Genomic DNA, 26,244 nt, shown 5'->3' with positions numbered 1-26,244 from the left:
ACTCCAAAAAGACTCCATCAGCAAAGAAACCCGCGAAGTGCCTCCCCCGGGCTCTTCGCCTTCATAAACGTCTCTCCTATAAGAAAAGTATCTATACCGAAGTCCATAAGTCCTGCCATATCCTCAACAGAGGATATGCCGCTTTCGCTTATTAGGATTTTCCCTTCGGGCACCATGCCGGAAAGTCTCTTTGACACGTCAAGCGAAACGTCAAATGTCCGAAGATCCCTGTTGTTTATGCCGATTATTTCGCTTCCCGCCAACAGGGCGGTTTCGAGTTCCTCCTCGCCGTGCACCTCCACGATGCAGTTCATCCCGAGGGAACGCGCAAGAGAAAGGTATTCCTCTATTTCCCCGCGGTCCAATACGGCAACTATTAAAAGCACGAGATCAGCTCCGTGGCGCCTTGCCTCATAAACCTGGTAGGAGTCTATGGTGAAGTCCTTTCTCAGAATCGGAAGCTCGGAGTGAGCCCTTATATCGGAGAGGTAGGAAATATCGCCCCCGAAAAACTTGCGGTCGGTAAGAACCGAAAGCGCGAAAGCTCCCGAGGCTTCATACTCCCGGGCAATAGAGAAATGGTCGAAATCATCCCTTATAACACCTTTTGAAGGAGATGCCTTTTTTATTTCCGATATTATCTTCACCCCCGGAGTCTTTGCGTGAAGGTCCAGAAAATCAATGGCCGGGGGGGTCTCCACAGCAGTTGAGGCAAGTTCTCTGAGGGGAAGTTTTTTTTTCGCTTCTTCAAGCTCTTGTTTTTTGTACGCAACTATATCGTCAAGAATCATTCGGCTGGTTCCGGTTAGTAATTTCAACGAGCATCTCAAGCTTTCCGAGCGCGGCCCCGCTTGAAAGAGATTCTTCTGCAAGCAGAAGCGCTTCCGCGAGACTAGCCACTTTGCCCGAAACGTATATGGCCGCCATCGCATTTATGAGACTTGCGTCCGTTTTCGCGCCGTTCTCCTCTCCCCTAAGCACCGAAAGAGTTATCTCGGCATTCTCGTCCGCGTTGCTGCCGCCCCCGAGTTCTTCGGGGGAACGGGTTTTCATAGCGAAGTCTTCGGGCCGCAGATCGTACTCCCTGATCTCGCCGTCGCGAAGTTCGGCCACCTTCGTGCTTCCGGTGACGGTTATTTCGTCCAGACAACCTTCACCGTGAACCACCATGACGGTTCGCGAACCGAGGTTCTTAAGCACCTCGGCGACAGGAACGAGAAGGTGCGGTGAGTACACCCCCATAAGCTGGTTTCTAACGCCCGCGGGGTTCACCACGGGACCTATCAGGTTAAAAACGGTCCTTATTCCGAGCTCTTTTCTGCACTTGGCGACATTCCTCATGGCAGGGTGATAGACGGGAGCAAAAAGAAATGCTATTCCGGCTTCTGAGAGACAATTCTGAGCTGAAGCCGGGGAGATGCCTATCTTCACACCAAGTGCTTCCAGCACATCCGCGCTTCCAACCGGGCTTGAAACCGACCTGTTGCCGTGTTTTGCGACCGTAGCTCCGGCACCAGAGACTATGAAGGCCGCGGTCGTGGATACATTAAACGTCCCGCTTCCGTCTCCGCCGGTTCCGCAGAGATCCACGGCGGTTTCCCGGTCACAGTCTATCTTTTCTGCCTTCTGCAGGAGGGCCTTGGCAACGCCGGTTATCTCGGAAACGGTTTCCCCCTTCATGCGAAGCGCCGTAAGAAAGGCGGCCATCTGGCTCTCGGGAAGTTCCCCTTCCATCATAAGATCAAAGACCGCGGTCACCTCTTTTTCCGAGAGGTCTTCACCTTCCACAAGCTTTGAAATTACTTCACTTATCATCGCTTAACTCGCCTTCTTCCATACCTTTTCCGATCTTATCGAGAATACCGTTTATAAACGCTGCGGAGGTTTCCGATCCGAACTCTTTGGCCACTTCAATCGCCTCGTTTATAGTAACAGGCAGAGGTATGTCGCTCAAGAAGACCATCTCGTAAACCGAGAGGCGCAGAATGTTTCTGTCTATCATGGACATTCTCGATACCTTCCAGTGCTCAGAGCACCTGTTAACGATGTCGTCTATGGTACCAAGATTCTCAAAAACCCCCCGGCAGAGCGCAAACGCGAATTCGAGTATTTCACCGTCCGCCGTTTCGTGATGAAATGAACAGAATGATTCGAAATCGGAGCGCAGGTCAGACGTCTTGGGGGAAACTTCGCCGGACGCCGAGTCAAACTGATAGAGAAACTGAAGGGCGGTTTTTCTTGATAGCCTTCTCTTCCCCATTTGGAAAATCTAGGAAAGCGCTTTTACGAGATTGACCATCTCAAGCGCGCTAAGTGCGGCCTCGCTCCCTCTGTTCCCGGCCTTGACCCCTGCCCTCTCAATGGCCTGCTCGGTCGTTTCCGTGGTTATTATGCCGGAGCAGACGGGCACTCCGGTCTCGAGAGCCACCGCGGATAAATCCTTTGTCACCTGCGAAGCGAGAAAATCAAAATGGGAAGTCTGTCCTCTTATTATGGCTCCGATCGCCACGACAGCGTCGTATTTTCCGGACAGGGCCGCTTTCTTCACCGCCAGGGGCACCTCGAAAGAGCCTGGCACCTTTATTACGTCTATTGACCTGTCGCTCGCGCCGTGACGAACGAGGGTGTCGATCGCTCCTTCCGTCATCGGGTTCGTAACGAAGCTGTTAACCCTGCTTGACACGATGGCGAAGCGAAATTTCCCGGCGCTCAGTTTTCCTTCTATTGTTTCAGGCATCTGCTCCCCTCTTATTTCGATATGGAAAGAATATTACCGTAATCCGAGCTTTTTCCTATGGCGGCTTCTTTTTCCCTGTAATCCGAGATGTCCACGGGAACGCTTCCAACTATCCTGAGTCCGAACCCTTCAAGTCCCTTCACCCTTACAGGGTTGTTCGTGAGAAGCCTTATGTCGCGCACTCCGAGATCCCTGAGTATCTGCGCTCCGACTCCGTAATGCCTGAGCTCCGCCTTGAGCTCCTGCCTTTCAGGAACCAGCGCAGGCGCCTCCCCTATTTTTCCGTCCGAATAGCGCGTTATCTTCTTCGCGAATCCCCCGTTGCTTGACTCCTGGTTTATGTAGACAAGAACCCCGGAACCGTTTGCCTCTATCATCTTAAGGGACTCGGTAAGTTTCGCCCTGCTGTGGCAGTAAAGCGAACCGAAAATATCGCTTATGGCGCAGTCGGAGTGTACCCTCACAAGCGTGTCATCCTCGGAACTGAGCTCCCCCTTGACAAAAGCCATGTGTTGGAGGCCATCTATTTCGTTTTCAAAAGCGATGGTTCGAAAAACCCCGTACTCGGTGGGCACTTCCGCCTCGGCCACCCTGCGAACGAAACTCTCTTTGCCTATTCTGTACCTTATGAGATCGGCGATAGTGGCGATCTTTATTCCGTACTTTTCCGAGAAAGTCATGAGGTCCTCAAGGCGCGCCATGTCACCGTTCTCCTTCATTATCTCGCAGATAACCGACGCGGGGTGAAAACCCGCTAGCCGCGATATGTCAACCGAGGCCTCGGTATGGCCGGCGCGTACAAGCACTCCGCCCTTTTTCGCTATCAGCGGAAAGATATGTCCGGGACGCACGAAATCCTCGGGTCTCGAATCTTCGGATATCGCTTGCCTTATCGTCGAGGCCCTGTCATGGGTCGATATGCCGGTTGTAACCCCTTTTTTCGCATCTATGGGAACGGTAAAGGCCGTGTGTTCGGGAGCTTCGTTGTACTCGGGCTTTATAGGCTGAAGCGCCAGGCGGTCAGCGTCTTCCTGGGTAAGGGAGAGACAGATCAGACCACGGCCGTGAGTGGCCATGAAGTTAATAGCTTCCGCGGTAGCGTTCTCCGCGGGTATTACGAAATCTCCCTCGTTTTCCCTGTCTTCGTCATCGACCAGTATTACGATTTTGCCCTGTTTTACGTCCTCAATAATTTCTTCAATTGAGTTCATTTCTCATATTCCTTCCATAGCTAAAAACGTCATAAATACAAACAGTTTCTTTAAGCAGGATATAGAATAGATGGCGTTTCTGTCAACAAACACTCGACCCCTACGTACGGAAAAGACCCACCCTCTCCTTTATCTCCTCCATGTTCTCTTCCGCTATCCGTTTTGCCCTGAGAGTCCCCTCGCGGAGTATGTCCCTAACCTCGTCCGTTCTTTTTTCGTACTGCGCCCTTTTTTCCCTGATGGGTTCAAGGAGAAGATTTATGGCGCGGGCGAGTTTCTTCTTCACCTCTACGTCCCCGACGTTTCCGGTCCTGTAGCGGTCCTTGAGGTCCTCGACCTCCGCGGCATCGTCGTTAAAAAGATCGTGGTAGATAAAAACCGGGTTGCCTTCCACCGTACCCGGTATATCGGCTCTTATTCTCTTCGGGTCCGTATACATACTTCTTACCTTTTGCTCGACTTCCTTCTCGCTGTCGCTAAGGTATATGCAGTTGTTAAGACTCTTGCTCATCTTCCTGTTTCCGTCAGTGCCCACGAGGCGCGACGCTTCGCTTATAAGCGGTTCAGGTTCCCCGAAGTAGTCGCCGTAGAGAAAATTAAACCTCCTGGCAAGCTCCCTCGTGAGTTCAACGTGGCTCAACTGGTCCTCGCCCACGGGAACCTTGGTCGCCCGGAACATCAGTATGTCAGCCGCCATTAGCACAGGGTATCCCAAAAGTCCGGCCGAATAGTTGTCCCCCACCCCCATATCCTGAATTTTCTCCTTCAGGGTGGGGATTCTCTGGAGCCTCGGCAGGGGACAAAGCATCGAGAGTATGGTTGAGAGTTCAGTTATCTGAGGCACCTGAGACTGCACGTAGAAAACCGAGCACTCAGGGTCCATTCCCACCGAAAGCCAGTCACACACCATCTCGATCGTGTTTTCCTCTACCTCAACGGCCCTGTCGTAATGCGTGGTCAGCATGTGGAGGTTGGCGACCAGAAAGAAACATTCGTATTCGCTCTGGAACCTGATGCGGTTTTGAAGCGAACCTACCAAATGGCCCAGATGAAGCTTTCCTGTCGGTCGGTCCCCTGTAACCAGAATAGGTCTTGAACTCAATTTAGCCTCCGAAAATCGATGTGTGGCGGTAATGTTACTCAAACAGCAAGGATACTCAACTAGCCCATCAGCCTAGGCTTTTCCCGGATTCCGGTAGAAAAATAAAATTCCGCCGTGACGAAACCGAAAACTTCACAACTTCACTTACATACATATTGACACGATACTTTCCCTTATGGCATACTAGATGAGAATCTTTCTCATTTAACAACGCGGATGACCAAGGCACTTTCCTTATTACTGACAATCGCCTTTCTGGGAGCACAGATGCTCTACTTTGCCCATGCGGCCGAGTACGGTTCATTGGAACACGAGCATGAGGGAACTGCCTGCGAGATCTGCCTGAGCGCCAAATATCAGGACTGCGCAAGTTCCGGCGTCACAAGCGGGGTTTGTCTTATTCGCCACGCACAGTACGTCCCGCAGCCACCCATTGGCGTTATCATCGTTTGGGACACTTATGACGCGGGAATCACCCGCGGACCTCCCCTATCCTCCTAAAGAAGTAAAGAGGTTTTTTTAGGGTTTCCCGCGCATATAAGCGGGGAGCAGCGTTTTTTTTAATTCAAGGAGGAAAAAATGAATACATTACGTTTAGCGGTCATAACCGCGTTTTTTGCCGTTCTGCCGTTTTCTCATGTCCCCGCTTTCGCCGCTTCCGACCAGGAGGTAGAAGCCTTAAAGAAGGAGATACAAGAGATGAGATCGGAATATGAGAACCGGATTTTAAAGATGGAAGAAAAGCTCGCCGAGATGGAAACCGAAGCATCTCAGGCCAAAACGACTTACTCAAAGAGCAAGGATAGCGTCTACCCAGGCAGAGCCATTTACGACAGGAGCCTCAACCCTTCAATCGGAGCGATACTGGGCGGACGATTCGCCGCCTTTTCTTCGGATGAGGGCGAAATTCCCGGGTTCGTCCTGGGACACGAGGGGGAACGTGGGGCGGAAGGAATATCTCTTGGGGAAACCGAACTTAATTTTTCGACAAGTGTTGACCATAAATTCTACGGCCATATAACCACGGCTCTTGCAGACCATGGAGACGGGGTCGAGATCGAGCTTGAGGAAGCATACGTAGAGACCCTTCCAGGTTTCGGGCTTCCAACGGGCGCGACCATAAGAATGGGCCGCGCGTTCTGGACTCTGGGATACATGAACGAGCATCACGCCCACGCTGACGATTTCGCCGATCGCCCCTTGCCTTACAGGGTGTTTCTCGACAAGGCCTTTAATGATACCGGAGCGCAGATTTCATACGTGCTTCCGACCGACTTCTATGTCGAGGCGGGAGGCGGTATTTTCCGCGGAGACGATTTCCCGTTTGCAGGGGCTGAGGGTAGCGACATAAACTCGTTCAGCGCCTTCCTGCGGGTAGGCGGTGACATAGGAGAGAATTCATCCTGGAGAATCGGGGGCTATCTGCTTGACGGAGAGGCAAGCGGTCGCGGCGGCGGACATGGACACGAAGACGAGCATGCGCACGAAGACGAACATGAGCACGAAGACGAGCATGCACACGAAGACGAACATGAGCACGAAGACGAGCATGAACACGAACACGAAGACGAACACGGGGAGAATCTCGGGGAGTTCTTCGCCGCCGGCATGTTCACGGGTGACACGAGGCTTTACGCGGTTGATTTTCGCTACGTTTGGGCCCCCACTGGAAATAACCACCAGAAAGAGGTGCTTCTCCAGGGTGAGTATTTCTGGCGTGACGAAGAAGGCGTCTACACTCTTGAGGAAGGAGGCGAGGTCCACGAAGAGCACCTCGACGGAGGAAGCCACGGATGGTACGCGCAAGGGGTTTTCAAGTTCTCGCCGAAATGGAGAATCGGCGCCCGCTATTCCCAGATATACTCTCCCGAGGATTCTGGGATAGATCACGATCCTTACGCGGTAGCGGTCATGGGAGACTGGTCAAACAGCGAGTTCTCCCGCATACGCCTTCAGTACAATCACGAAAAACTGGGAGAGGACCTAAGCGACAACCAGTTCCTGCTCCAGTACATAATGAGCATAGGTGCCCACGCCGCGCATAAATACTAAGAGCAACCTTAAGATGAAGCGTTAACCGACTCTCTCTCCTTTCCATCCTCCTGCCGGGGCTGCTTTCCGTGGCCCCGGCATATTCCTTCGCAAAGGTAAAAGTATTTGCCTGCAAGCCGAAATGGACGGCACCGGCCCAAGAAATCGGAGGAACTAACGTCCCCAAGTGCAACATATTGACACTGTACTTTCTCGTATGGTAGGCTCTAAATGATAATATTTCTCATTTAACTATGCAGATGAGCAGAACATTTTCCTTATTGCTTACAATCGCCTTTCTGGGAGCGCAGATGCTCTCCTTTGCCCATGCAGCCGAGTGCGGTTCCCGGGAGCACAAGCATGAGGGAACTGAATGCGAGATATGCCTGAACGCCAAGTATCAGGACTATACAGATCCCGGCGCCACGAGTGAAGTCCGTGTTCTTCACCGCGCACAGCACGTCCCGCAGCCGTTCGGTGACGTTATCGTCGTTCGGGACACTTGCGAAGCGGGAATTACTCGCGGACCTCCCCTTTCCTCCTAAGCTGTAAACAGATTTTTTATTCCCCGCGCATACGTGCGGGCAGTGGAGTTTTCTTTTCAAACTTAAGGAGGAAAAATGAATATATTACGTTTCGCGGTCATAACCGCGTTTTTTGCCGTTTTGCCGTTTTCTCACATCCCCGCTTTCGCCGCTTCTGATCAAGAGAAGGTAAAAGTATTTGCCTGCGAACCGGAATGGGCGGCGCTGGCCCAAGAAATCGGCGGTGACAAGGTGGAAGCGTTTTCGGCTACCTCGGCCGTGCAGAATCCACACTATATAAGGGCGCGCCCTAGCCTGATATCCAAAGCGCGCAAAGCCGACTTGCTGCTCTGCTCGGGTGCAAGTCTTGAGGTAGGCTGGCTTCCGATTCTGGTTCGGAAGGCAAGCTCAGACCTGCAACCCGGCTCAATCGGTCACCTTATGGCGGCAGACCTGGTCACCATGCTTGAAGTCCCGGTTGTGGTCGACCGCAGCATGGGAGATATACATCCGGAAGGCAATCCCCACGTGCACCTGAATCCGTACAACCTGATGACGGTGGGTGAGGCTCTCGCCGACCGCCTTTCGAGGATAGATTCTGAAAACGCCTCTTTTTATAAGGATAGCTACCGGGATTTTTCGTCGCGTTTTCGCGCTGCGATTTCCCGATGGGAATCCGAGGCTGCCGCGCTTAAAGGAAAACCGGTTGTGGTTCATCATCAATCGTTTACTTATCTGATTGACTGGCTTGGAATGAAACGAGTGGGAACACTTGAACCAAAACCCGGCATTCCGCCGACAACTTCTCACCTGAAGAATCTGCTGCGAGAGTTAAGAAGCAGCCCGGCGGACGTGATTATCCGTACTCCTTACGATCCGGATGACGCGAGTGAATGGTTGTCGGAAAAAACCGGGACAAGGGCAATCGTGCTTCCTTACACCGTTGGCGGCGACGAACAGAGCGGCGATCTGTTTGCACTGTTTGACAGGACTATAGCTTTGTTGAAAGAAACATATCATGTTAACAGGTGAACTTCTGGAAATCATCGGGCCGGCAATGGCTGCCGGCCTCATGATTGCGCTCACCCACGCTCCCCTGGGCATTGAAGTGCTCCGCCGCGGCATCATCTTTATTGATCTTGCGGTGGCGCAGATTGCGGGCCTCGGGCTTGTGGTCGGCAACATGTTTATCCATGATCCGTCTCCGTGGCTGATCCAGTTCATAGCGCTTGGTTGCGCGGTCGCAGCAGGGCTGTTTTTCCGCAAGGTGGAAACTGCAATGCCAGAGCGACAGGAGGCAATCATAGGGTGCACTTTCGTGCTTGCCGCATCGCTGGCGCTTCTGTTGCTGGCCGATCATCCCCACGGCGGAGAGGAGGTAAAGCACCTGCTTTCGGGACAGATGCTGTTTGTGACATGGACAGATGTAGCGAAACACGCGCCCATTTACGCGTTGATACTGCTGGCCTGGTTTTCCAAACCGGAGGTGCGAAACAACATGGGGTTTTATCTGATCTTCGCTCTCGCCATCACTTCATCGGTTCAACTGGTCGGCGTTTACGTAGTCTTCGCAAGCCTTATACTCCCGGCTTTGGCCGCGGTACAAGTCAAACGGCCATACCCTATTGCATGGCTCTGCGGAGTGGCGGGGGTTCTGTCCGGTATTGCCTTCGCCGTAGCGCTTGATATGCCCGCCGGACCGATCATCATCCTGTCATATACCGCAACGGCCCTGATTATACGAGGGGTTCGGATAGCGAACTGGGGTCAGAAAACTTAAGAAGAGTTTATTATGCGCGCCCTAGCAAGGAATTTGCGGACCAACTCAATGTTACCGTTAAAAGCTGCGTATCGATCAATGCTCTATATCAGGAATGTTTCAATGAAACAGTTGTCGTTAAGTAAATCCTTTCAATATGAAACGTTAGGAGGTTAGAGAGATGAGACAATTTGATGTTGTTGTTGTTGGAGCCGGTCCGGCGGGGATAGGGGTTGCTGCTATGCTTAAGGACTTGGGTATAAAGCGAATGACTGTTCTTGAGAGAGAAGAAGTCGGCGCGACTTTCGACAAATGGCCGAAGGAAATGCAACTCTTAACCCCCTCATTTACAACTAATTTTTATGGTCATCTTGACCTTAATGCGGTTATATCCGGAACCTCGCCAGCATATATGCTTCGAAAGGAACACCCTACCGGCAAGGAGTATGCGCTGTATTTAAGAGCTGTATCAGAATATTTTGATTTGCCGGTTATTGAACATGCAAATGTGGAGAAGGTGCTTTATTCTGAAGGTTCTTTTAAGGTTCACATTACTGAAGGAAAGCCGATAGAGTCTCGCTTTTTGATTTGGGCGGCCGGAGAATTTCAATACCCGAATACAAATTCTATTCCAGGTGCTGAATTGTGTCTGCATAACAGCCGAGTGAAAAGCTGGGAACACGTTAAAGGCGATGAAATTTATATTATCGGCGGTTATGAGAGTGGCATTGACGCAGCTATCCATTTAAGTCGATTGGGCAAAAAGGTTCGTGTATTAGACCGCGATGCGCGTTGGAGTAAAAAAACAACTGACCCAAGTGAAAACTTATCGCCTTTTACGTTGGAGAGGCTGAAGCAAGAAATGACTTATAATAGGATTGAGCTTGTTGGTAAATCCATGGTTAGGGAGATAAGGTTGGAGCAGGGCAAGTATTTGATTTACGTCAGAGGCAAATCATTGCCTTATCAAAGTGCCACACCACCCATTTTGGCAACAGGATTTAAAAGTAGTTTGGTCGTCATTAAAGACTTGTTTAATTGGGAAAAAAATAAAGCTTATTGTTTGCTGAATGAGCAGGATGAATCAACCAAAACTCCTGGATTGTTTCTCGTTGGTCCACAAGTTCGTCATGATGATCTTATTTTTTGTTTTATTTATAAGTATCGGCAGAGGTTTGGTGTTGTCGCTAATGCAATTGGAAAACGATTGGGTATGGATACAACGCTGCTTGAGCCATATCGTAATGAAGGTCTCTACCTAGATGATTTGAGCTGCTGCGGAGAGGAGTGTGTTTGCTGATGCAAGAAGAATTAGTTCAGAAAAAAGTTAAGGCTAATATAAGTATACAATGGTTATGCCAATTGATTGCCAGTTTGTCTTGGTTCACTTCCGTTATTGTTTACGGATCATTTGAACTGGGTGATTGCCTGCAATTGTCAGCTGCATCCGCGTGGACCGTGTCTAATATTATGAATTATTTTACTAACAAAAATTATGTCATAAGCCAAAGCACGTGACGGTGGAGGTAGAAGGCCGGTGTCAACAAAAATGGCTTCTGGCGCATACGATGCCTTTAAGCTTGGAACTTTTGAACAAAGACGCCGGTTGATGAACTTTGTATTTTCGAACCTAGAGCTAAAGGGATTAACCCTTTGTTATACCTCGCCCCTTGAAAAAACCGTTTGATAGATTCGTAAATGCGTCTAATATTGAAGAATGGCGCGCCCGGAGGGATTCGAACCCCCAACCTCTTGATCCGTAGTCAAGCGCTCTGTCCAGTTGGGCTACGGGCGCGGGAAAAGCAATGTTTCCTAATGGTTCCTGAGCCGAGTGGTGCAGTCAACCCAGGAAACAGCAGGGACAATTAACAATACGGATTTCTATATTATAATAGTCGTTCTGAATTTTATTTCGGAAAAAAATGGAAAAACTCGAATCGTTTCTTGACACTGAAGTCAAAACCTATCTTCGCAGGCTAAAGGACAAAGAGGAAATAAAGAATCTCGTTTCCGGAAACCTGACCCGGAAGACTTATGCGAGATTTCTGCTTACTTTCTACATCATTGAGTATCTCAGTCAAAGAGCGGTCAACATGGCAAGCATAAACACGAAGAACTCGGATCCTTACCTGAGCAAAAGGTTTCATTCCTGCGCTCAGGGAGAACTCGGACACGCCGAGATTGCCCTTCGTGATCTAAAAGATCTCGGAGAGAAGGAGATCAATCCTTTCTGCCTGGAAATCGTAAGGGAATACGACGAATTCCTTCAGAACGCCGCCGAGCAGTTTCCCCTTGCGATACTCGGACATTCCTATCTGTTTGAAAACGTATCGGGGCTTATTTTCCCTGAAGTAGAAACGGTTCCCGACCCTTCAACTTTCATAGAGGTTCACGCCAAGGAAGATCCTGTGCACTCCCTCGCGATAAAAAAAACGGTCAGAAGAGTCGAAGAGAATCTTAGTGAAGAAGAGATCGAGAAAATAGTGCAGTTCAGCAGGGAAAGCGGAGATTACCTGATGCGGTTATTCGATTCCCTTGCTTAAACCCAAGATCTCTTCGTAGCGAAAACACGAAACCAGGTGATCGTTCACCACCCCTGTCGCCTGAAGATGCGAGTAGACAATTACGGGCCCCATGAAACGAAAGCCACGTTTTTTTAGATCGCGACTCACCGCCACTGAAAGTTCCGTAGAAGCGGGTATTTCCGAGAGTTCCTCCCAGCTGTTCGTAACCGGAACTCCACCCGTAAACCCCCAAAGGTAATCGGAGAAGCTTCCGAACTCATCCCGTACCTCGAGGAACCTCGCAGCGTTGTTTATCGAGGCCTCTATCTTCTTGCGGTTGCGTATTATTCCGCTGTCCGACATGAGCTCCTGTATCTTTTTCTCTCCGTAGCCGGCGACTTTCTCAGGATCAAAGCCGTCGTAAAGACGCCTGTAGTTCTCCCTCTTGCGAAGAACAGTAAGCCAGCTCAGGCCCGCCTGGGCGGATTCGAGGACCAGAAACTCAAACTGCTTTTCGTCGGAGAAAACGGGCACTCCCCATTCGGTGTCGTGGTAGGCTCTCTCAAGATCGGTTTTCTCGCACCAGGGACATCTTTGCATCTTATCTCTCCCAGCGGTTCAGAGAAAAGCGTTGTAGAGAAAGCCGAAGAAAAGCACCTGCGGGACAGCCACTACTGGAAGCAGTAAGGCAGTTTTTCTGCCTATGTTCGTCCATAGAAGTCCGATCTCAGTATAGTCGGTCACAACCCCCGCCATCAGAAAAACGAACGGATTCCCAAATGCCTGGACCTTGTCGTAGATCTCAAACGCAATAACCGAACTTCCCTCGCTGCAAACCTCGATCACGGTAGCCCCTACGAGGGTAAGTAAAAGGCCGCCTGTGTCCGGACCAAGATACTGCATAAAAAATTCTCCGGGCACATACACGTCTATCAGGACCGCTGCAATAAGGCCGATTATAAGCCACCACAGAACCATGTTGGAAAGACTGAGGCTTCCCCTGAGAACCCCCGGGACGCTCTCTCTGAGGGAGAAATTCTTTATCCTCTCCCACTCGTACCCTTCCTCTATGTCCCCGACATCATTTTTCTCCAAGTAGCCGCCCCGTTCAAGTATTCCGAATATAAAGCCCGTAACAATCGCGATAAATCCAGCCGTGACTATGAACAGAACACCCTTCCACCCGAAAAAGCTTATAAGGAGGATGGTCACGGGGAAATTCGCCCAGGGAGAGGCGAGAAGAAACGTTATCACCGCCGGGACGCCTGCTCCTTTTTTGTAGATTTGAATCGCTATTGCGAGTATTCCATGGGAACAGGAAGACATTACAAAACCCGAAGCAAGCGCGTAGAAGAGAGATGAATTCCCCGTTCTGCCAAGATACCTGTATATAAACCCCTGGGGAACGAAATAATCTACGGCTCCGCCCAGAAGAAAACCCACAATAAGCGGGATGGCAAGCAGCTTCAGATAACCCAGCAGAGAAGTATTAAGAGCCGAAAGCGGCGGCAGGAAGGAAACGGCAACCAGACAGAGAAGTAACGCAAGAGAAATTTTCAGGTTTCGGCTGACTCGAAGAGGTTCGCCCGGAGGAGGGGTGTGGCAGCAGGAAGGCTGATCAATATTTGCTTTAGAAATCGTGCGCACGGCTATACAAGACCTAAAATCATTTTCTATCCGCCTTTGGGAACTTTTTTAACAAAGGCCAAAGCAGTTACTCTCACTTTAATACCTTATGTGCACCTTCTCAAGAAACTTTCGGGTGCGGAGTGCTCTCCCTTTAATTGCTCGGTATAAATCAGAAAAAACCAGTCGCCAATATTTTCCACCCCACCCCCTTGCAATGTGATATTATACCCAAATAATGCGACCTGAATTAATAAGAATTTCCATATATTTAAGGAGGTTATTCATCATGCGGTCAGGAAGTTTCAGTGCTCTGGCTTTGTCAGCAGTGTTTTCCCTTGCGGGATTACTCCTGCTTTCATCTTGCGAAGACGAAAATGAGGCAGAACTTATGGAGATGAGAGGGTTTTTTCTCAGTGTCTATGAGGTAGAGATAGATGGGGTAAATACATTAAAGATAGATTGCGGTTACGAAAACGCCGATGTGTATTTAAAGGGAGATGAATCTACAGGGAAACTTGATGTCGAAATCGTTTCCACGACCCCCACTTTCCCCGACTCGGAATTCAGCTATAGGGCAACAAAAGTTATCAAGGACAAAGGCGGAAATGTGGAGAAAACTATTGTAGCGTCCTTTGTGATTGAAAGCGATGATGGAAATCTCTTTCCGTCAACGTTCAATGTCGTTTCAAGAACCGATGATGAAATCGGCGACGGGGCTACTATATTTACCGGTTACTGGAGCGGTGAAGCCGTACGAACCCAAGCCAATCCCGTGGTGACGTGCCCGTACGTGCTTGTACCGAGAGAAACACTTTCCGCAGACAGTTGCGGAGGAGAGGAAACGCCAATGGCCGAGGGGCTGAGGAAATATCTTGGCAACCCGGACGATCCAACGGAGTTGGGTAACTGCTACAGGGAGCTTACCGCCGAAGGCAGGTTGTCCCCGATGGTAATTGGAGAGGAGAACTGATCACACAAATTAAGGCAAGAGAGTCCGGCTGCCTTGAGAATATCCTCTTGTTTTTTCTTATCCTAATTTCTCCGTTTGTCCGCTTTTTTTTCTAGGGTAGAATCCTTGCGATGATGAGAAAGAGAATTGTAGTGGCTATGAGCGGAGGGGTTGACAGCGCCACCACGGCCGCTCTTCTTAAGTCCCAGGGGCATGAAGTCATAGGAATGACCATGCAGCTTTGGGATTACGGAGAGAGCGAAGGGGGATGCTGTTCCGCGGATGAGGTATGCGACGCGAGAAGGGTCGCCTACGAGATAGGCATCCCCCACTACGTCGTAAATTACATGGATTCCTTCAGGGAACTCGTGGTTTCCGATTTCGTAAGCAAGTACGATTCGGGAGAAACGCCGATACCCTGCGTACTCTGTAACCAGTTCATGAAGTTTGATTTTCTTCTGAAGAAAGCTCTCGAACTTGATGCGGACTTTCTCGCCACGGGCCACTACGCCAGAATATCCCACAGCGCAGAAACCGGCGAATACTCACTTGAGCGGGCAGTCGATTCCACAAAAGACCAGTCGTACTTCCTCTTCACCCTAGGTCAGAGGGAACTTCAAAGGCTTATTTTCCCTCTGGGAGACAAAACGAAGACAGAAGTTAGAAAAATGGCTGAAGACATGGGGCTCCGAGTCGCCACAAAGGCCGAGAGCATGGGCGTCTGCTTCATCACGGGGGACAGCTACAGAGAATTTCTCGATCCCTATCTTGAGAGAGGAAAAAGAGGGGGAGACATAGTGGACATGGAGGGAAACCCCGTTGCCAGACACCGGGGAATCGCGTCCTTTACCATAGGGCAAAGACGCGGGCTCGGTTTTGCCAAGGGAAAGCCGATGTATGTTGTCGGTATTGACGCCGAGCGAAACGAAGTCAAGGTCGGAGAAGAAAAAGACCTCTACAGCAACGCCCTTACGGCACAAAATCTATCGTGGGTAAGCGAACCTCCTGAAGGAGAGATCGAAGTGCGCTCGAAAATAAGGTACCGCCACGGCGCAGTCCCATCCAGAGTAACGGTCAGCGACGACGGGGAGGCGACAGTGAGCTTTCCGGAGCCGCAGAAAGCCGTAACGCCCGGCCAAGCAATCGTTTTCTACAGAAACGAAACCGTGGTGGGTGGCGGCTGGATAAAAGAGGCTCACATGCAATGAAAAGGATTTCCGTCGTGACCCTGGGGTGCAAGGTTAACCAGTATGACACGGCCGCCTTGCTTAACCACCTGCCATCCTCCGAGTTCGTAAAGAACAAAAAATTTGACGAACCGGCTGACGTATACGTAATAGATACCTGCACCGTCACGCACAAGGCGGACTCGGAAGCTAGGAATTACATATACAGGGCAAAAAGATCAAACCCTCGAGGCGTCGTAATAGTGACCGGCTGTTACGCCCAGGTCTCCCCGGAGCAACTCTCTGCCATGGGGGAAGTCGACTACGTAATCGGAAACTCCCACAAGTCCTCATCTCTTCTCGGAGCAATTCGCCGGGGTGAGGTTCAGAGTGAGCCGAAGGTTCTCATATCCGATATCTTCAAGGAGAAGAAAAGAAAGTTCGACACTCCCGACATCAGGTTCTTCCCCGACAGGACAAGGGCGTTTCTCAAGGTACAGGACGGCTGTAACTACGCTTGCACGTTCTGCGTGATTCCAAGGGCGCGGGGGCGCTCCCGCAGTCTGGAGTCGGATGAAGTGATCTCAAGGCTGAAAACTCTCACACGGGGAGGTTACAAGGAGGTTGTTCTCACCGGGGTTCATCTGGCAAGCTACGGGAGAGACATTGGTTCTGATCTTGTTAGCCTGCTGGGGGAGATTGAGAAGTCCGGAGCCGTAAGCAGAGTAAGGCTTAGCTCGCTTGACCCGGCGGATACCACGGAGGAACTGATTCGTTTCGTCTCGGATTCCGAAGTCATATGTCCGAGTTTCCACGTAGCGCTTCAAAGCGGAGACACAGACGTCCTGAGAAGAATGAGAAGAAGGTACAGTCCCGAGCAATTCCTTAAGTGCACGGACTCGATACGCAGTGCATTGCCGGAGGCTTCGATCGGCACAGACATAATGGTCGGGTTTCCGGGGGAAACGCAGGAGCAGTTTGAAAATTCACGCGATGTTGCGGCCGCATCGGAACTTACCTATTTCCACGTGTTCCCCTATTCAATAAGGAAAATGACCCCGGCGGCGAACATGAAAGACCAGATATCCCCGCAGGTAAAAAAGGAAAGATCGGCTGAACTTCGTGCCCTCGGAAAAACGAAAAAGGAGGATTTCTACAGGAAGTTCATCGGCAAAACCCTTGATGCGATCGTGGAAAACAAATCAAACTGCACCACGAAAAACTACATAAACGTCAAGCTAACCGAAGGCAGTATCAGTACCGGTACGGAAGTAAAGGTGAAAATAAGAGAAGTAAAGAATGAAATTGCCTATGCGACTGCCGTGTAAACCGTTTTCTCGAGAATAATCTCCGGTTCCATATTATCCTTACGTATATCTAGCTTTTTCCTTACTCTGTCACAGCCCCTAATCGCTCCACGTTGGCACGAGCAGCGTGATAGAGCCTCAATGAATCGTAATATTGAGATCTGGCGCCAAACAAAGTGCGCTGTGCGTCAAGCACTTCATGATAAGAGAATTTACCTTCGGCAAATCCGACGCGCGCCAATTTAAACGCTTTTTCCGCAGATGGAAGAAGTTCCGTTCTCAATCTTTGCGCCTCTGAGTAATAAGTTCTCCACTGCTCCCAGTTCTCCGCAAGTTGCTGCTCCAGAATTAATCCAGCTTGCCAAGCATTACTTTTTGCCTGCCTAACTTCCGCACGTGCCCTAGCAATATTCCCTCTGTTCCGATTAAAAACCGGTATGGGAAGCGAGACGGAAAGAACAAAGGCCTGATCACCACTATCTTTAAAATCTCTTACACCAAGGCTGAAATCGGGATCCGGAATAGCCCGTGCGCGCTCCAAGTCCAGAAGTGATTTTTTTTGGGTCTTTATATAAGAAAATTGCCTCATATCGGGAATGCGGGCGAGGTTAACACGGTAGTTTTCTATAGGACCCGGGGCTTTAAGTTCAAAGAAATGAGCGTGGTTAAGAGAACTGTCCAATGTGGAGGCTCCCAATAATCTCGCAAGCTTTTTCTTGGCAATTTTCAGTTCGTGTTCTTTTCGTTCACGCGTAACAACACTGGCTGTATAGGCCACTTCCGCCTTGCTCAGTTGAATCTCTGGTTCTTCCGCGGTCTGCACTTGTCTGGATACAGTGCCCAGAACATCCTTGGCCAACCGCTCCTGTTCCACCGCAAGCTTGACCGCCTCGTCTCTGGCCAACGCATCGAAATATGCGATACGAACATCGCGCTCAAGGTTGAGCCGCTCAGCTATCAGTGCCGTACCGGAAGCCTCACGAGCCGCTTTCGCGGCACTCATGCGTGCCGAACGTTTACCACCAATCTCAACGGTCTGCGTTAAGCTGTAGGTAAACTCAGCCGAATCCGTGCCACCGAATTCACCACTGCCGGCAAGATTTCCCGCCTCAAACACGATTTCCGGATTCGGGAAATATCCCGCTTGGTTCTCCGCACCTTTCGCAGCTTCCACTTCTGCAACAGCCGATTTAATGCGTGGTGAATAATCCAGAGCATTTTGAATGGCATCCGACAAAGTAAGTAAAGAACCTATGTTATAAACGCACTCAGTGTGTTCATGAGTTTTAGGCGAATGCGGTTCTTCGGCTCTTAATGGCTGTGACAAAACTCCCGCCAGTAAAACAGCTGTACAGAACACACATAATTGCGAAAGCATCTTTATTCCTCTCTGTCTTCATGAAGACCGCTTGAAATTAAGATAGTCAAAAAAATATTTTAGACTTATCTAAATTTATTTATAATTCTAAAAAAACCAGATTTGCTGTCAAGTAAAAATTACTGGGGTGCGGATAGCAACTAAACTGATAAATCGCATTACCAATCGTTTGATAATGGAAACAGGAAATGGCGGAGAGAGTGGGATTCGAACCCACGAAGGGGCTTTCACCCCTTACTCGATTAGCAATCGAGCGCCTTCGACCACTCGGCCACCTCTCCCCGCTTGGTGAAAAAATGATAACTCAACGGAAAACAGAGTCAAAACTACGCTTTTTTTGCTTTTTTTAACTCTCAACGGAAAAAATCTCAAGAATGATTAGAACACTATCCGCCCTGTTTTCAACAGAACAGTTCGCCCCGTTCTCAAGAAAAACTGTTTGCCCGGGGCCAAGTTCATTATTGCCCTCATCACCAATTATCAGAGCCTGTCCTTCGAGAACCAGCAGACAGAGGGGTTGGGGAGAGGCATTCTCCATCCTTGCCGACTTACCGGGAAAAACAGTCGTTTTCGTTACTTTAGAGAGTTCCCCTTTTTGAATTTCTTCTCTGCTGCCCCAAGGATAGTGAACTACCATTGGATAGATTGACTCTTCTCTGCCCTCCCCCTTTAATTTCTCCGCGAACGCGCCCGCTTCATTTGAGCGTCCAAGGTCGGAGACAAAAACGGCGTCCTGGGTTTCAATTACCGCAACGTCTCGAAGACCGTTTACGCAGACAAGCCTTGAGCCGCTTCTTACAAGAGAATTCTCCGTGTCCCTGAGGATTACATCCCCATCAAGCACGTTGCCCTCTGAATCTTTCGGGAAAAACTCGTAAAAAAGCCTCCATGACCCCATGTCGCTCCAAGAGAAAGAAGACGGTACCACGGCTCCGCGCGAAGTTCTCTCCATTATTGCACGGTCAACAGGAACGGGAGGAAGCCCGGAGTAAGTATCCCTGCCGACTTCTTGGTGGAAAGTTTCGTGAATTGGCGCGTAAATCTCGGGGCAGAGGGTTGAATATTCTTCAACCATAGTCCGGGCCCGGAAAACAAACATTCCGCTGTTCCAGAAGAAGTTTCCTGAAAGCAAGTATTCTCTCGCGACCTCGGCATCGGGTTTTTCAACAAATCTTTTTATTCTACGCCCGCCGTCACCAAGCGGTTCCCCACCCTCAATGTAGCCGTATCCGGTCTCGGGTGCTGAGGGAGTGATCCCAAAAGACACTATGTAGTCATCTTCGGCAAGCGAGACCGCTCTTCGCACATGATCGCGGAAATTCTCGTCGTCCTCAACCATATGATCTGAGGGGAAGACCATTATCACCGCGTCTTCGTCCTGAGAAGCAATCCCAAGAGTCCCGAGCAGAATCGCGGGGGCGGTGTTTCTGCCCACGGGCTCCGTAATAACCTTTATTTTTTCCGGAAAATCCGTGGACTGAAGACTCTGTTCGATCAGCGAAAGCTGTTTTTCCTCAAGCACAACTTGTATGTTCTCCGGGGCGACAAGACGGGCGGCGCGTTTAAGCGTCCCAAGCAGAAGCGAGTCATCTCCGCTTATCCTGAGGAACTGCTTGGGCATGGACTCTCTTGAGAGAGGCCAGAGCCTGGTTCCCCGTCCCCCGGCAAGAACAAGACAGTAAAGATTTTCTCTAGGCATTTTGAGAACCGATTTCCACGGAAAAACTTCCGGGTGTTACTTTACCTGATGGGGCTCCTTTAGAAGATCCCAGACGGTTTTCACGGGATTGAACGTGGTGGAAGGAACTTCAACGAAAACGGTTATCCAGCCGGACATGGAGCCGTTCCAGAGCCCGGGGAGCTCAAGCGCCTTTATCTTCTTTGTGCCAAAGGTCTTTTCGGTGATAATTCCGGCTTCGGGGTCGACAAAGCCGGTCAGATTGAATTTCTTCCCCTTAAAATCCTTCACTCCGCAGACAATATCCACGGGATTAAAATGGGTTGAACTCTCCCAGATATGCCGCTGGGAAGAAGAGTCCCGGTCAACCTCCGCGCTTTCAACTATCTGAAGGGATTCCCCCCCTCCTCCTTCCACCCAGAACGGACCACCGCCCGGTTCACCCACGTTCTTTACGACGCCGCATACCCTGATAGGCCTGTGAAGCATCCGAAACAGAAACTCCCTCCTGCCGGCTCCAGACAGTCCTGAAAGTTCCCGGGAGAGGTCCATGAAAAGTTCTTCCCGGCAAAAGGAAATAATTTCTTGCTCAAGTGCCTCCGAGGTCCAAGAGGAAGAAAGAGCTTCTGTGTAGCGGAAAACTCTTTTCTGGATAGAGAGAAGAACTCCACCGAGGGTCTTTTTCCACTTAACGGTATCGGGAAGAAGTTCCTCTTTCGCAACATTATCTATGTTTTTTACGAAAATACAGTCACAGGAAAGTTTATTCAGGTTTTTAAGTAGCGCTCCGTGCCCAGCGGGTCTTCGAAGCAGGGATCCATCGGCGTCCGAGACGGGAACATTGTCCATCGTGACCGCGATTGTATCCGTTTGGGGATCCTGAACCGAGTATGTCACGTCAAATGAAACCCTTTCGGAGGATAAAAGAGAAACTGCTTCCTTTTCCTCCTGAACGAACCGCTCCGCAAAGGCAGGGGAAATAGTGAAATGCATCGAGACCGTGTCGCGCGAGATTATATACCCTAGAGCTTCTTTGAAATGTTCGGAAAAAGCCGTTCTCCGCTCCTCTCCATAACTGTGGAAAGGCACAAGTCCTTTGGGAATGTCCGCGTAACCCAGACCGTCACTTCCCAGGAGGGTGTTGAGAATGAATTCCAGGTTCCCCGAAGAGACAACATTCTCAAGCTCTTTTTTCAACTTTTCTTCAAGCAGGCCCGCGAAAGGAAATTTTGTTAAGTTCGAGAGAAATTTCTCAAGTATCTTTTCCCCTTCGGAATCCAAGGCCGCTTCATCCGGGGAAAAACCGTCCCGAAGCATGCCGAGGTCCCGAAACATTCTTGAGGCCGCTCCAGATGCAGGAACAAATTTGCACACGCTCGTTTCGGAAAGAGAGTCTTCGTATCTCTGTTGAAACTCCCGGGACTCATCATCTCCCAGCTTTCTTATGCCATCGCCGACTGTAGCGGGACGAGCAAGCCTGCGGAACGGGTAACCTTTTTTGAACCGTTCAATCTGTTTTTGAATATCCAAGATACGAATTTCCCGCGGTGGACCCCGATACGAGAACTATACATAAAAAAGCTGAAAACTCCCCAAGACTTTAACGGGATTCATTGCGACTTTACTAATCGGGGTGGCGGGACCGACGGGATTTGAACCCGCGACCTCTGGCTTGACAGGCCAGCGTTCTAACCAGGCTGAACTACGGCCCCGTTTAAATCAGATGGTGGGCGGTACAGGATTCGAACCTGTGACCCCCTGCTTGTAAGGCAGGTGCTCTCCCGCTGAGCTAACCGCCCGCAAAAACCGTAAAAAAGCAGGCAATCTGTATAACCGAATAAAAACTTTTTGTCCAAGATCAGAACACGGTAGGACTAAAGTCCATGCTCTTCTATGAATTTTTCCGCATCCATAGCCGCCATGCACCCGCTTCCCGCCGCCGTTATAGCCTGCTTGTACCTCGTATCCTGTATATCCCCGGCGGCGAAAACACCCGCAACGTTTGTTTCAGAGGTACCGTCTCTAGTAATCAGGTAACCGTTATCGTCCATTTCAAGCTGTCCCCTGAAAATCTCGCTGTTAGGAGTATGCCCGATCGCTACGAACATTCCCTGACATTCCTTAACGTAACTCTCCCCAGTTACGACATCCTTTATCTGAACTCCCGTTACCCCGTCCTCTCTTGAACCCAGCACATCTTCAACAACACCGTTCCAGATAAAATCTATCTTTTCGTTTTCCCTGGCCCGCTGCTGCATTATCACCGATGCCCTGAGCTTATCGCGCCTGTGAATCACCGTGACTTTGGTAGCGAACTTGGTAAGAAATATGGATTCCTCCATGGCGCTGTCACCTCCCCCCACCACCACAAGTTCCTTGTCCCTGAAGAAAAACCCGTCGCATGTGGCGCACGTGGAAACCCCGTAACCCACAAGTTCGCGTTCGGAAGGTAGACCGAGCATCCTAGCCGTAGCACCGGAAGAAATAATAAACGTGGAGGCCAGTATCTGCTCATCTTCCGTTGATACGCGAAACGGCCTTTCAGAGAAATCAACCGAGATTACGGCCTTTTGCACGCACTGCGCCCCGAAACGTTCCGACTGTTCCCTCATAAGATCCATGAGCTGAGGACCCATGATTCCGTTCGGAAACCCCGGGAAATTCTCAACATCCGTGGTTGTGGTGAGCTGCCCGCCGGCTTCCGGACCTTCAAACACAAGCGGCTCAAGATTCGCCCGCGCCGCGTAAAGCGCCGCGGTAAGACCGGCCGGGCCGGAACCCATTATGACCACCTTGTAACTTTCTCTCAGTTCACTCACTTCGCACCCCTGCAATTTCTTTTTGGAACAAGGACTTTATACTACATTTAGGCAGTGGTTTTTCAAGGGATAAGATAAACGGGGGCGACGGCCAAAACCCCGCCCGCGGAAGCGCAGACGCAAATGGAATCCGCAAAGAAAACTCCGCTTTACGATAGACACGCGGCCCGGGGAGCAGTATTCGCCGAGACGGGCGGATTTTTTCTCCCGAAACACTATGGTGACCCGGCGGAAGAAGCGAAAACCGTAAGAAATTCGGTGGGCATTATAGATATCTCAAGCAGAGGAAAGCTTAAGATCTCAGGAGCGGACCACGTAAAATTCCTGCAGGGAATGCTTACAAACGACGTAAAGGAAAAACTCCCTGGGAGCGGCATCTACGCGGCAATACTCACCCCGAAGGGAAAAATGATCTCGGATATGAGAGTCTTTAAAAGCGAAGACTCGGTCTACATTGACATGGAACCCGGCATGGGCGGGGAAATAGCGCAGCTTCTCCGCAAATTCAGGCTTTCTTACAAAGCCGAGGTGGTTGACGTTACCGAAGATTACTGCACTCTGCACATTTGCGGTCCCGGTTGCGGGGAATTCATCACCAAACGCCTCGGCGTTAACACAGGACAGATGAACGAATACGATCACCTGTCCCTCGGAAAGACAACAGTTATGAAACTCAACAGAACTGGAGAAACCGGTTTTGATGTCCTTTTTAAAAACTGCAGCGCTGAGGAAATCTGGAACCTCCTTCTGGAAAACCCGGAGGTCCCGGGACTTTCAGGGCAGCAGGCTCTTGAGATCCTCAGGATCGAAGCCGGTATTCCCGTTTACGGAAAGGACATGGATATCTCCACCATACCGATTGAAGCCGGCATATGGAACGCCCTTGATTTCGAAAAAGGATGCTATGTGGGACAGGAAGTAATAGCAAGAATAAAGTGGAGAGGAAGAGTAAACTGGCATCTGGCTTATTTTGCGTCCGAGCAAGATGACTGCGCGTCGCCAGGAGATACGCTCTGGGTCAAGGGAAAAAAAGTGGGGAGAATAACCTCCTCTACTTACTCTCCCACCCTCGGAAAGAATATAGCTATCGGCTATATAAGAAGGGAATTTCGTGATTTTCAGGGAGAAATAACCGTCGGCGCAGAACAACACGACGATAAAACTCCGAACGCGGTAAAAATAAGGGAAAAACCTTTTCATAGCCGCTTTGAATAGCTTAAAAAAAATGCTATAGTTGAAAGATGAATTGATGTTTTGTCGTCGCCTCGTCTGCCTTGCAGATGCGCGCGGTGAGTGTTTTCGGGTTTAGTTCTGTTTTAACTGAAAAAGAAGGGGTAATTACCAAAAATGATACTGGACAGGTTTCTGGAATATTTTTCAAATGATCTCGCTATTGACCTTGGAACTGCAAACACCCTCGTATACCTCAAAGGCGAGGGGGTAGTGTCCAACGAACCCTCTGTGGTAGCCGTTCAGGATATTCCGGGACAAAGATCAAAACTCATTGCGGTAGGCCAGCAGGCCAGGGAGATGGTCGGAAGAACTCCAGGGTCAATCAGGGCCATAAGGCCGCTTCGCGACGGGGTTATTGCCGACTTTGATGCCGCCCAGAGAATGATCGAGTACTTCATAAAGAAATCAAACGGCAATAAAAGAAACTTAGTGCGCCCGAGAGTAGTAATATCGGTTCCTCTTGAGATTACCGAAGTAGAGAAAAAGGCCGTAAGAGAATCGGCCGAGGCTGCAGGAGCGAGGAAAGTATATCTAATCGAGGAAACAATGTGCGCCGCCATAGGTGCCGGGATAGAAGTACACAGACCTTCTGGAAACATGGTGGTTGACATAGGAGGCGGTACCACTGGAATAGCCATTATCGCCCTGTCCGGGATAGTTGTAAGCAGATCGATCAAAATTGGCGGAGACAAGATGGATGAGGCCATACAGCAGTGGATGAAAAGAAATCACAACATAATCATTGGATACAGGACGGCAGAAGAAGTTAAGAAAAAATTCTCCTCATTACCGGAAATAAGACCGGAAATAAACAGTACCAGAAAGACGCAAATGAAGGTGACCGGAAGAAACAATATTTCCGGAGTTCCCTCAATGTTATCCATTGACATGCAGGAAATTGAAGAGGCCGTGGAAGATACTATAAACCAGATAGTTGACGCAATCATGCAAACTCTGGAGAGAACTCCGCCGGAGCTGTCCGCCGATGTTTTTGACTCGGGAATAATGCTTGCCGGAGGCGGTTCGCTGCTCAAAGGACTGCGCAATCGTATAGAGCAAAAAACCGGTATCAAAATAAGAAGGGCTGAACAGCCTCTTGATTGCGTGGTTATGGGTTCCGGGAAAGCTCTTGAAGATATAGAACTTCTCAATTCCGTCGCTATATAATATGAACGGCGGGGGAATTCCAAGGAATCCCAGTCGTTTTTTAACCCGTGACTTTAAGTTTTGTTTGAAACTTGGACTGTTTTGTGTTAAAGTGTTCGCCCAAAAGGTTTTTGTGTTTCGTAACTCCTTGCAACAGCTTTTGTTATAGCGTGGACAACGGTTTTGCCCGTTGCCAGAGATCAAGGTTAAGTATTCCCGACCGGAAGGGAGCTTAATGAGGAAGTTTTTTACCAAGAATCAGCTATTTCTATCCTTTATCCTCATAATTGCGTCAATCCATCTTCTACCCGTTGTTTTTGATCTGACAAAGAGGGAGACCAGCTACACTACCAAGTTAATGCTCAGCGTTAACCACAGTTCCGGTGCTTTCGCAAACCATATAAAGGATGGAGTAAGATACTACTGGGACCATTATATTGACCTTGTCGATACAAGCGTTGAAAATTCCCGCCTCAAAGCACAGCTTCAGGAAATGGAAACCCAGAACCTGATGCTAACGGAAATAAGGCTTGAGAACGAAAGATTGAGAAGCCTCCTTAATTATAAAAACTCTCACAAGGGGAAGATGCTGGGAGCAAGGGTCATAGGGGGTAGCCCCTCAGTCGTAGGCCCCGGATTCCTTATAATAGACAAAGGGTCGTCTTCTGGAATAAAGAAGGGAGCTCCGGTGCTGACCAACGTTAGGGCTATCGGAACCATACACTCGGTGAATGAAAAAACCTCTATGGTAATGCTGATGACAAATCCCTCAAGCGTCGCTGACGCGATCGTGCAGAGGAGTCGCGCACGGGGCATAGTGACTGGAGCGGGAAACCATTACGTTATGAAGTACCTTGAACAAGAGGATGATGTTATAGCCGGAGACAAGGTAATATCATCCGGAAAAGACAATGTTTTCCCGAAAAATATTGTTATAGGAACCGTAACAAAAGTTGAGTCGGACAGAGGGCTTCAAAGGGCCATAATAAAACCGGAAATCGATGTGAGCAGGGTTGAAGAGGTGCTCATACATCTTAACTAGCTCTCCGCCAACTGGACCCAGTTGGAATA

At 49.8% G+C, this 26,244-nt stretch carries 26 protein-coding genes and 4 tRNA genes; 14 read left to right on the top strand and 16 right to left on the bottom strand.

What is annotated here, in order from left to right; all coding sequences use genetic code 11:
- Positions 1 to 17 precede the first annotated feature (17 nt).
- From trpC to trpS, 6 genes are all read right to left on the bottom strand, one after another.
- Entirely contained in the window at positions 18 to 791 is a 774-nt protein-coding gene (trpC, locus tag F4X55_02120) for an indole-3-glycerol phosphate synthase TrpC (GenBank protein MYC39803.1), read from the bottom strand.
- Positions 781 to 1,815, bottom strand: coding sequence for an anthranilate phosphoribosyltransferase (gene trpD, locus F4X55_02115; GenBank protein ID MYC39802.1), 1,035 nt, complete (start codon positions 1,813 to 1,815; stop codon positions 781 to 783). The genes trpC and trpD overlap by 11 nt, the downstream gene beginning before the upstream one ends.
- Positions 1,805 to 2,260, bottom strand: a complete 456-nt coding sequence (gene nusB / locus F4X55_02110; GenBank protein ID MYC39801.1) for a transcription antitermination factor NusB — start codon at positions 2,258 to 2,260, stop codon at positions 1,805 to 1,807. Before nusB ends, trpD begins: the two co-directional genes overlap by 11 nt.
- A gap of 9 nt (positions 2,261 to 2,269) precedes the next feature.
- Complete coding sequence (locus F4X55_02105) at positions 2,270 to 2,737, bottom strand: 6,7-dimethyl-8-ribityllumazine synthase (GenBank protein ID MYC39800.1); 468 nt, start codon at positions 2,735 to 2,737, stop codon at positions 2,270 to 2,272.
- A gap of 11 nt (positions 2,738 to 2,748) precedes the next feature.
- A complete protein-coding gene (ribB, locus tag F4X55_02100) occupies positions 2,749 to 3,948 on the bottom strand; it encodes a 3,4-dihydroxy-2-butanone-4-phosphate synthase (protein ID MYC39799.1) in 1,200 nt (399 codons plus the stop codon).
- 100 nt (positions 3,949 to 4,048) lie between these two features.
- The gene (gene trpS, locus F4X55_02095) at positions 4,049 to 5,050 is read right to left on the bottom strand and encodes a tryptophan--tRNA ligase (GenBank protein ID MYC39798.1); all 1,002 of its coding nucleotides are present in this window, start codon (positions 5,048 to 5,050) and stop codon (positions 4,049 to 4,051) included.
- A gap of 267 nt (positions 5,051 to 5,317) precedes the next feature.
- Between trpS and F4X55_02090 the strand changes: the two genes are divergently transcribed.
- The 7 genes from F4X55_02090 (at position 5,318) to F4X55_02060 (ending at position 10,882) form a co-directional block, all read left to right on the top strand.
- Positions 5,318 to 5,551 carry a hypothetical protein gene (locus tag F4X55_02090; protein ID MYC39797.1) on the top strand — a complete coding sequence of 78 codons (234 nt, stop codon included), beginning with the start codon at positions 5,318 to 5,320 and terminating at the stop codon, positions 5,549 to 5,551.
- Positions 5,552 to 5,629: 78 nt separating this feature from the next.
- The gene (locus F4X55_02085; protein MYC39796.1) at positions 5,630 to 7,102 is read left to right on the top strand and encodes a hypothetical protein; all 1,473 of its coding nucleotides are present in this window, start codon (positions 5,630 to 5,632) and stop codon (positions 7,100 to 7,102) included.
- Positions 7,103 to 7,362: 260 nt separating this feature from the next.
- The gene (locus F4X55_02080) at positions 7,363 to 7,626 is read left to right on the top strand and encodes a hypothetical protein (protein ID MYC39795.1); all 264 of its coding nucleotides are present in this window, start codon (positions 7,363 to 7,365) and stop codon (positions 7,624 to 7,626) included.
- 75 nt (positions 7,627 to 7,701) lie between these two features.
- Positions 7,702 to 8,637, top strand: coding sequence for a zinc ABC transporter substrate-binding protein (locus tag F4X55_02075; GenBank protein ID MYC39794.1), 936 nt, complete (start codon positions 7,702 to 7,704; stop codon positions 8,635 to 8,637).
- Complete coding sequence (locus F4X55_02070) at positions 8,624 to 9,385, top strand: metal ABC transporter permease (GenBank protein MYC39793.1); 762 nt, start codon at positions 8,624 to 8,626, stop codon at positions 9,383 to 9,385. The genes F4X55_02075 and F4X55_02070 overlap by 14 nt, the downstream gene beginning before the upstream one ends.
- A 160-nt stretch (positions 9,386 to 9,545) precedes the next feature.
- Complete coding sequence (locus F4X55_02065; protein MYC39792.1) at positions 9,546 to 10,664, top strand: SidA/IucD/PvdA family monooxygenase; 1,119 nt, start codon at positions 9,546 to 9,548, stop codon at positions 10,662 to 10,664.
- Positions 10,664 to 10,882: a hypothetical protein gene (locus tag F4X55_02060; protein ID MYC39791.1), complete on the top strand. Its 219-nt coding sequence runs from the start codon at positions 10,664 to 10,666 to the stop codon at positions 10,880 to 10,882. Before F4X55_02065 ends, F4X55_02060 begins: the two co-directional genes overlap by 1 nt.
- A 200-nt stretch (positions 10,883 to 11,082) precedes the next feature.
- Here F4X55_02060 and F4X55_02055 read toward each other — a convergent pair.
- Positions 11,083 to 11,159, bottom strand: a tRNA-Arg gene (locus F4X55_02055).
- Between the two features lie 127 nt (positions 11,160 to 11,286).
- Between F4X55_02055 and F4X55_02050 the strand changes: the two genes are divergently transcribed.
- Entirely contained in the window at positions 11,287 to 11,907 is a 621-nt protein-coding gene (locus F4X55_02050) for an iron-containing redox enzyme family protein (GenBank protein ID MYC39790.1), read from the top strand.
- Here F4X55_02050 and F4X55_02045 read toward each other — a convergent pair.
- Entirely contained in the window at positions 11,887 to 12,468 is a 582-nt protein-coding gene (locus F4X55_02045) for a DNA-3-methyladenine glycosylase I (protein ID MYC39789.1), read from the bottom strand. The two genes, F4X55_02050 and F4X55_02045, sit on opposite strands and share 21 nt — an antisense overlap.
- 18 nt (positions 12,469 to 12,486) lie before the next feature.
- Positions 12,487 to 13,545: a hypothetical protein gene (locus F4X55_02040; GenBank protein MYC39788.1), complete on the bottom strand. Its 1,059-nt coding sequence runs from the start codon at positions 13,543 to 13,545 to the stop codon at positions 12,487 to 12,489.
- Positions 13,546 to 13,783: 238 nt separating this feature from the next.
- On the opposite strand from F4X55_02040, the gene F4X55_02035 reads away from it, so the two are divergent.
- The 3 genes from F4X55_02035 to mtaB all read left to right on the top strand — a co-directional run bounded on the left by F4X55_02035 (position 13,784) and on the right by mtaB (position 16,940).
- Complete coding sequence (locus F4X55_02035) at positions 13,784 to 14,467, top strand: hypothetical protein (protein ID MYC39787.1); 684 nt, start codon at positions 13,784 to 13,786, stop codon at positions 14,465 to 14,467.
- 110 nt (positions 14,468 to 14,577) lie between these two features.
- On the top strand, positions 14,578 to 15,654 hold the full coding sequence (gene mnmA, locus F4X55_02030) for a tRNA 2-thiouridine(34) synthase MnmA (protein MYC39786.1): 1,077 nt from the start codon (positions 14,578 to 14,580) through the stop codon (positions 15,652 to 15,654).
- A complete protein-coding gene (mtaB, locus tag F4X55_02025; GenBank protein MYC39785.1) occupies positions 15,651 to 16,940 on the top strand; it encodes a tRNA (N(6)-L-threonylcarbamoyladenosine(37)-C(2))-methylthiotransferase MtaB in 1,290 nt (429 codons plus the stop codon). The genes mnmA and mtaB overlap by 4 nt, the downstream gene beginning before the upstream one ends.
- 61 nt (positions 16,941 to 17,001) lie before the next feature.
- On the opposite strand, the gene F4X55_02020 is transcribed toward mtaB, so the two are convergent.
- The 7 genes from F4X55_02020 to trxB form a co-directional block, all read right to left on the bottom strand.
- Positions 17,002 to 18,297 (bottom strand): TolC family protein, encoded by a 1,296-nt coding sequence (locus tag F4X55_02020; protein MYC39784.1) that lies wholly within the window; start codon positions 18,295 to 18,297, stop codon positions 17,002 to 17,004.
- Between the two features lie 189 nt (positions 18,298 to 18,486).
- Positions 18,487 to 18,578, bottom strand: a tRNA-Ser gene (locus tag F4X55_02015).
- Between the two features lie 65 nt (positions 18,579 to 18,643).
- On the bottom strand, positions 18,644 to 19,996 hold the full coding sequence (locus tag F4X55_02010; protein MYC39783.1) for a mannose-1-phosphate guanylyltransferase/mannose-6-phosphate isomerase: 1,353 nt from the start codon (positions 19,994 to 19,996) through the stop codon (positions 18,644 to 18,646).
- A gap of 36 nt (positions 19,997 to 20,032) precedes the next feature.
- On the bottom strand, positions 20,033 to 21,514 hold the full coding sequence (locus F4X55_02005; GenBank protein MYC39782.1) for a DUF4301 family protein: 1,482 nt from the start codon (positions 21,512 to 21,514) through the stop codon (positions 20,033 to 20,035).
- A 95-nt stretch (positions 21,515 to 21,609) separates the two neighbouring features.
- A tRNA-Asp gene (locus F4X55_02000) sits at positions 21,610 to 21,687 on the bottom strand.
- Between the two features lie 12 nt (positions 21,688 to 21,699).
- A tRNA-Val gene (locus F4X55_01995) sits at positions 21,700 to 21,774 on the bottom strand.
- Positions 21,775 to 21,849: 75 nt separating this feature from the next.
- Positions 21,850 to 22,758 carry a thioredoxin-disulfide reductase gene (gene trxB, locus F4X55_01990; GenBank protein ID MYC39781.1) on the bottom strand — a complete coding sequence of 303 codons (909 nt, stop codon included), beginning with the start codon at positions 22,756 to 22,758 and terminating at the stop codon, positions 21,850 to 21,852.
- 159 nt (positions 22,759 to 22,917) lie between these two features.
- Between trxB and F4X55_01985 the strand changes: the two genes are divergently transcribed.
- From F4X55_01985 to mreC, 3 genes are all read left to right on the top strand, one after another.
- A complete protein-coding gene (locus tag F4X55_01985; protein ID MYC39780.1) occupies positions 22,918 to 24,009 on the top strand; it encodes an aminomethyl transferase family protein in 1,092 nt (363 codons plus the stop codon).
- Positions 24,010 to 24,141: 132 nt separating this feature from the next.
- The gene (locus F4X55_01980) at positions 24,142 to 25,194 is read left to right on the top strand and encodes a rod shape-determining protein (protein MYC39779.1); all 1,053 of its coding nucleotides are present in this window, start codon (positions 24,142 to 24,144) and stop codon (positions 25,192 to 25,194) included.
- Positions 25,195 to 25,408: 214 nt separating this feature from the next.
- Positions 25,409 to 26,215: a rod shape-determining protein MreC gene (mreC, locus tag F4X55_01975; protein ID MYC39778.1), complete on the top strand. Its 807-nt coding sequence runs from the start codon at positions 25,409 to 25,411 to the stop codon at positions 26,213 to 26,215.
- Positions 26,216 to 26,244 lie beyond the last annotated feature (29 nt).

This window comes from Candidatus Dadabacteria bacterium (assembly GCA_009840385.1).
GTDB classification, from domain to species: Bacteria; Desulfobacterota_D; UBA1144; order Nemesobacterales; family Nemesobacteraceae; genus Nemesobacter; species Nemesobacter australis.
This window is presented reverse-complemented; position numbering and strand designations above follow the sequence as displayed.